The 6855-nt window shown below is 44.8% G+C and carries 6 protein-coding genes; 4 read left to right on the forward strand and 2 right to left on the reverse strand.

Going from position 1 to position 6855, the window contains the following annotated elements:
* Positions 1-109: 109 nt before the first annotated feature.
* The 4 genes from P1P89_07475 to P1P89_07490 all read left to right on the forward strand — a co-directional run bounded on the left by P1P89_07475 (position 110) and on the right by P1P89_07490 (position 5352).
* Positions 110-862 carry a phosphatidylglycerol lysyltransferase domain-containing protein gene (locus P1P89_07475; protein MDF1591336.1) on the forward strand — a complete coding sequence of 251 codons (753 nt, stop codon included), beginning with the start codon at positions 110-112 and terminating at the stop codon, positions 860-862.
* Between the two features lie 101 nt (positions 863-963).
* On the forward strand, positions 964-3219 hold the full coding sequence (locus P1P89_07480; GenBank protein MDF1591337.1) for a Tex family protein: 2256 nt from the start codon (positions 964-966) through the stop codon (positions 3217-3219).
* Positions 3220-3257: 38 nt separating this feature from the next.
* Positions 3258-3704 (forward strand): D-aminoacyl-tRNA deacylase, encoded by a 447-nt coding sequence (gene dtd, locus P1P89_07485; GenBank protein MDF1591338.1) that lies wholly within the window; start codon positions 3258-3260, stop codon positions 3702-3704.
* Between the two features lie 40 nt (positions 3705-3744).
* Positions 3745-5352, forward strand: a complete 1608-nt coding sequence (locus P1P89_07490; GenBank protein ID MDF1591339.1) for an ATP-binding protein — start codon at positions 3745-3747, stop codon at positions 5350-5352.
* Between the two features lie 164 nt (positions 5353-5516).
* Here the strand turns inward: P1P89_07490 and P1P89_07495 are convergent, their stop codons facing one another.
* Both P1P89_07495 and P1P89_07500 read right to left on the reverse strand, forming a co-directional pair.
* Positions 5517-5885, reverse strand: a complete 369-nt coding sequence (locus P1P89_07495) for a response regulator (GenBank protein ID MDF1591340.1) — start codon at positions 5883-5885, stop codon at positions 5517-5519.
* A 253-nt stretch (positions 5886-6138) separates the two neighbouring features.
* Positions 6139-6855 (reverse strand): HD domain-containing protein (locus tag P1P89_07500; GenBank protein MDF1591341.1); only part of this gene is annotated, 717 nt, incomplete at its 5' end.

A 6855-nucleotide genomic window follows, 5' to 3' on the forward strand; every position in this document is an offset into this window, starting at 1 on the left:
CGATAACAATTGAAAAACAGCGCGAATACATGGATTTTTTTCCCGCTGCCCGCAAAAAACGTCTGACTACAGTTTTATAAACCTTTGGGGGTGGGCAGAAGAATATGGCCTGTGCTGGGCCTGGGAGAACGATCTGGTTTGGTTGAAACAAACCAAGCCCGAGGTTTGCTACTGGGCGCCGATAGGCGCCTGGCAGGAAATTAATTGGCCTGAACGATTCACAAGGCTTGCCATCACATCCGGCACTTTTATCCGCATTCCAGACGAAATGGTTCATATCTGGAAGACCGGTCTGGCTGACCGTCTGCAGATAGAATCGACCAGAGCTCAATGGGACTACCTCTATGGGGTATCAGACCTTGTCAATCTGCGGGGAAACCGCTTTCATAAAAAGAAAAATTTGCTTTATCAGTTTCAAAAAAATTACGACTTCACCTACCGCACGTTGGGACCGGATACCGTCGAATTGGCCCTGGCAATGCAGACGGACTGGTGCTCCTGGCGGGACTGTGAGTCCTCCGAAAATTTGTCGGCTGAAAATCGTTTGATTGAACGCGTTCTAAAAAACTGGGACCGATTTTCCGGGCTGACCGGCGGCGTCTTGACGGTAAACCAAAAAATGGTAGCCTATACCGTGGCGGAACCGCTGACAAAAGATATGTTGTTGATCCACTTTGAAAAGGCAAGTTCAGAATTTAAGGGGGTGTATCAGGCCATCAACCAAATGTTCTTGTCCCATTCAGCTCAAACCTTCAAGGTTGTGAATCGGGAACAGGACCTCGGTGATGAAGGTTTGCGCAAGGCTAAATTATCTTACCACCCCGTTGAATTTCTACCCAAATCGAAAATTGAAATATCTTAAGGACAGGGATCGGGGGTTAGGGATCAGGGGCATAAAATACGGATCCCGCATCCCGGCCTTTGCACCTTGCGACCAGTTAAAAAAGAGGTGTTTGGTCTAAAATGAATGCAAGTTATGTATCGTTGGTATCAAATGAGTTAAATTTAAAAGAATCCCAGATCCAAGCGGTTGCAGCACTTCTTGAACAGGGCGCCACCATTCCCTTTATTGCCCGCTACCGCAAGGAAGCCACCCGAAGTTTAGATGAAGTCGCCATCATTGCCATCAGGGACAGATTGGTCCAACTCGAAGAACTCAATAACCGCAAAGATGCCATTTTAAAATCCCTTGGGGAACACGGCCATCTGACGGATGTATTAAATGATAGTGTCCTCGCAGCCCAAACCCTTTCTGAAGTCGAAGACATTTACCTCCCTTATCGTCCCAAACGCAGAACACGGGCAACCATTGCAAAGGAAAAAGGCTTGGAACCTTTGGCAATGATGATTTTTAGTCAAAATGGGTTAAACCCATTTGACCAGGCAGTGTCCTTTCTCTCTGCCGAAAAAGAAGTGACATCGATCGAAGCGGCCTTGGGCGGCGCCCGTGATATTCTGGCTGAAAAAATCAGTGAAGACCGGGATGCCCGATCCCGCCTGCGCCATCTTTTTCTGACAAAAGGCTCCATCATCAGCCGGGTTGTACAAAAAAAAGAGGCTGATGACACTAAATTTAAAGACTACTACGATTGGAAAGAGCCTGTAAACGCGGTTCCCTCCCACAGGCTTCTGGCAATGCGCAGGGGTGAACGGGAAGATATCTTAAATATCAGCATTGCTCCCGACGAAAAAGAAGCGCTGATAATTCTTGAAGACCTTTTTGTCAAAGGAGCCGGGGAGGATTCCGAGCAGGTCCGACTGGCGGTCCACGACAGCTATAAGCGCTTGCTGTCACGGTCCATTGAAACCGAAATTCGCCTGGCCACCAAGGAAAAAGCCGATGATGAAGCCATCCGGATTTTTGCCCAAAACCTTCGCCAACTCCTGCTGGCCCCTCCATTGGGATCCAAACCGGTATTGGCGATTGATCCCGGATTTAGAACGGGGTGTAAAATTGTCTGCCTGGACTGTCAGGGCAAACTGCTGCACCATGATACGATCTGTCCGCACCTTCCCGCAAAAGCAACCGCAACGGCCCGGACGATTCATGATCTTTGCCGACAGTATGAAATTGAAGCCATTGCCGTGGGTAATGGAACGGCCGGCAGGGAAACAGAGGCATTTCTTAAGCGCCTGAATTTGCCTTCTAATCTTCAGGTTGTGTTGGTTAATGAAAGCGGCGCCTCAATTTACTCGGCATCAGATGTGGCCCGCAAGGAATTTCCCGACCTTGACCTTACGGTTCGCGGCTCCGTTTCAATCGGCAGGCGGTTGATGGATCCCCTTTCAGAGCTTGTAAAAATTGACCCCAAAGCCATTGGTGTCGGACAGTATCAGCACGATGTTGACCAGACCGCATTAAAAAAGGCACTGGATGACATCGTCATCAGTTGCGTCAATGCCGTTGGAGTGGATGTAAACCGGGCCAGCGTCGAACTCTTAACCTATATATCCGGATTAGGACCTCAACTGGCCAGGAATATCGTTTCTTTCAGAAACGAGAAGGGTCCCTTCCGCTCCAGGGAAGATTTGAAGCCGGTGCCGCGTCTTGGACCCAAGGCATTCGAGCAGTCAGCAGGATTCTTGAGGATTACCGATGGGTCAAACCCGCTAGACGCCAGTGCCGTTCATCCCGAAAGCTACAGCATCGTCGAAACCATAGCAAAAGATCTCAACTGTTCAATCCCGGATTTGATGAAAGCGTCCACACTTAAAGACAAAATTGATCTTAGCAGATACGTTACCGACACGGTGGGAATGCCGACATTAGAGGATATTATGCTCGAACTGGCAAGACCGGGGCGTGACCCGCGAAGCCGGTTCGAAGCGTTTGCCTTTGAAAGCGGCGTTGAAAAAATTGAAGACCTTCAACCCGGCATGAAACTTCCCGGCATCATTACAAATGTCACTGCTTTTGGGGCGTTTGTCGATATTGGCGTCCATCAAGATGGTCTCGTTCACATCAGTGAACTCTCGAATCAATTTGTTAAAGATCCCATGAAGATTGTTAAGGTTCACCAGAAAGTACGGGTAACAGTTTTGGCTGTGGACCTGAAACGGAACAGGATATCGCTATCCATGAAAGATGTTTCCAAAAATCAAAGCCGGCCGCAACACCACCGTTCGGGCCAACTTGACAAGGGCAACACAAAACAACAAAAGAAGGTGCCATTTCATAATCCATTTTCTGATCTTTTAGATAAAACTTCAAAAAATTAATTTAAAACACAAAGCGTTCTGCCCAAAAGGGGACAATAATGAGAGCCGTCGTTCAGCGCGTCTGTGAAAGCAGTGTTATCGTAGAAAATGAAGTGATTGCAAAAATCGGCCATGGCCTCCTGGTTTTACTCGGAATTGCAAAAGGAGACGAGACCTCCGACGCTGATTATCTTGCCGATAAAATTATAAACTTAAGAATTTTTGAAGACGAAAATAGCAAGATGAACCGATCCCTTTATGAAATTGGCGCAGAGTTGCTGGTTGTTTCTCAATTTACCTTGCTGGGGGATTGCCGCAGAGGAAGACGACCCTCATTTATAGATGCCGCCGAACCTGAAGTCGCCGATAGGTTATACGCATACTTTGTCGATAAGGTCCGCCAGAAAGGGGTAGGCGTTCAAACCGGCCGCTTTCGCGCGATGATGGCGGTTTCTCTGATCAATGACGGTCCTGTCACACTTATTCTTGATAGCAAACCCTTATAATCTCTTGAACCGATTCATTTTTATTCATTAGGATGACAACATGAAAAACATAATGGTGGTGGATAACGATAGAAATTTTCTGAAACTTATGAAAAGAATGCTCGAAAAAGAGGGGCACCAGGTCGCAATGGCTGAAGATGGTCTTCAGGCATTGGATCTTTTGAAGACCTATACACCAGACATCATATTCGTTGATTTAATAATGCCGAATATCGACGGTAGGAGTTTCTGCAGGATCATTCGCAATATCAAAAATCTTGATCATGCCAAAATTATTATACTTTCCGGAATTGCTTCCGAAGAGCGGATAGACTTCGGCCGCTGGGGAGTTAACGCCTGTATTGCCAAAGGACCGTTTGACGAAACGGCTAAACACATCCTCAAGGTAATCCATCAACTTGATATTTCAGCAAAACAAATCTTAACGGAAGAAATGATCGGCGCCGATATGCTTTACCCAAGAGGTGTCATAGAGGAATTGCTGATTTCCAAAAGACATTTTGAAAATATCGTGGAAAATATGTCTGAAGGCGTTATCGAAATTAATGCCGATGGAAGAATTGTTTATGCCAATCCATCCGTTTTTTCCTTACTCAATTTACCCGATCATAAGCTTTTCGGATCAAGTTTTATTGATTTATTTTTGGGCAATGATCGCAATCGCGTCGACAACCTATTGAAACGAAAAAGCAATAGAACACAGAAAATATCTGAAGATGCTCCTTTGAGCCTGAGTGAACATCTCGTGACATCGGAGTTTCTACCCTTTAAGGAATTCGGTTTTACAGGTATCATTATAAAAGATGTGACGGCAACCAAGCGCATAGAAGAAAAACTGACAATGGCCAAGGAAGAAGCCGAGAAAGCAAATTCATCCAAAAGCAATTTTTTGGCCAACATGAGCCATGAAATCCGTACTCCTTTAAACCATATTATCGGTTTTACGGAGATGCTCGCGGACAGGAAATTCGGGGACATAAATGAGACCCAGCATGAATATCTTTGCGATATCCTTGAAAGCAGCAAACACCTGCTGTCGCTGGTTAATGATATCCTGGATCTTTCTAAATTGGACGCCGGGAAAATGAAGCTTGAACCTAAAACGATCAAACTGAAGGAGCTTTTGGAGAACAGTTTTTTGGTCGTACAGGAAATGCGTTTGAAACATGGTATCGAACTTCTGTTAGACATTAAAGAAGCTCCTGAGACCATATATGCCGATGATCGCAAACTAAAGCAAATCCTATACAACCTGTTATCCAATGCGATTAAATTTACACCTGATGGTGGAAAGGTCAACTTAACGGCCAAAACGATCGAACGTACTGTTCGCCCAGGCCAAAGGAAAGATGATGCGAAGGATTTAAAGATTGTCATAGAGAAAAGAGGCGACACGGGCGACAAAGATCGTATGACATGCGTGGAAATATCGGTCTCGGATACCGGGATCGGAGTAGCGCCAGAAGATCAGGAACGCATTTTTAATTACTTTGAACAAGTTGATGGTCCGTTGCTGCACGGGAGTCACGGAACGGGCTTAGGGCTTGCTCTGACCAAAAACTTAGTAAAGCGTCATGGGGGTATAATTTGGGTTGAAAGTGAAGGGAAAAACAAAGGGAGCAAATTCTGTTTTGTAATTCCGGTTTGAGCTTGCTTAAGCCCTGAACGGAATTTGACTTTGAAACCAGAACCATCGGGCAATCCCCATTTCGTAAAAATGTCAAGTCCGCCCTGAGGTCTATGAATCTTTATCGAGCCGTTCCAACGGTTATCCCTTTTTGATTATTACCGAATTGACTTTCCTCTTTATTTTCATGTGAACCATTCCTCCAGTTGATTCAGGAATGCCCGGGTATCAATGGGTTTGGTAATATAACCATGGCATCCGGCCTCAGCGGCTTTTTGTTCATCGCCCTCCATTGAATAGGATGTGAGAGCAATAATCGGTATATCTTTTAATTCTTGATCTTTCTGTATCAGTCGGGTTGCAGTTAACCCGTCAATTCCCGGCAGCTGAATGTCCATCAAAATTAGATCCGGTTTTTTTTCACGGGCAAGCCGGATACCGGTTTCAGCATCGACGGCCTCAATAATGTTGTAGTTACCAATCTGCAGAAGGCTTCTCACCAGCTTCAAATTCAATTTATTATCTTCGATAACCAGAATTTTTTTATCTTTCATCGTAAATTTTCCTTTTACTTCCAAGAGTAAAGCATATTGAGTATGAAAGTCATGATCGTATCAGACAAGCCGTTTGTTACTATCTTCGAAATAACGCCTGTCGCAATTTCGATGCGCTCGTAGTAAGCGTCGTTCAGTGTATTGCCTTATCTGCGTGCAACTTGTTTGTTTCAAAACCTCGAATTCGACTGTTTGATTATTTAATAAATCGGTGTTAGATCGCTTTTGTTTTTTTTATCTTCAAATATAATTTTTATTCATATATAAGTTCTGCTAAACACCGTACAATGTCTTTATCCAGTTTATTTTTATCAGCTTCTTCATATATGATTTTAAGTGCTTCTTCCCTCGACATTCCTTTGCGGTATGGCCGGTTACTAATCAAGGCGTCATAGATGTCCACAACCGCCATAATCCGTGCCACCATGGGGATATCCTCACCCATCATCCCATAAGGGTAACCGCTGCCGTCAAGTTTTTCATGATGATAACAGATCACATCCAGTGCAGGACCGAAATTATTCTGCAACAGCTGACAGATCTTATAGCCGATGGCGATATGCGTTTTCATAATTTCCCATTCGTCAGGCTCTATTTTATCCGATTTATTTAAAATATCATGCGGTATGCCGATCTTTCCAACATCATGCAATGCACCACCGATTTTTAATGCTTCAATCTCTTTGTCCGATAGCTTCATTCTTCTGCCGATTGTCATTGCCATATTTGACACCCGCTCAATATGACCCAAAGTATTCGTATCTTTTGCTTCTACCGCGTTTGCTAACGAAAAGAGAACGTTTTCAATGCTGGCCAGGTTATTGTTCAGTTTCTTAACCTTTATCAGGGAATTTGTCCGCGATAGAAGTTCCTCTTTTTGGGGCGGTTTGGTAATAAAATCATCGGCTCCGGCCTCTATCGCCTGAATTTTCGACTCTCTATCATCAAGCGCAGTTACCATCACAACCGG

This window comes from Desulfobacterales bacterium (assembly GCA_029211065.1).
Taxonomy (GTDB): domain Bacteria; phylum Desulfobacterota; class Desulfobacteria; order Desulfobacterales; family JARGFK01; genus JARGFK01.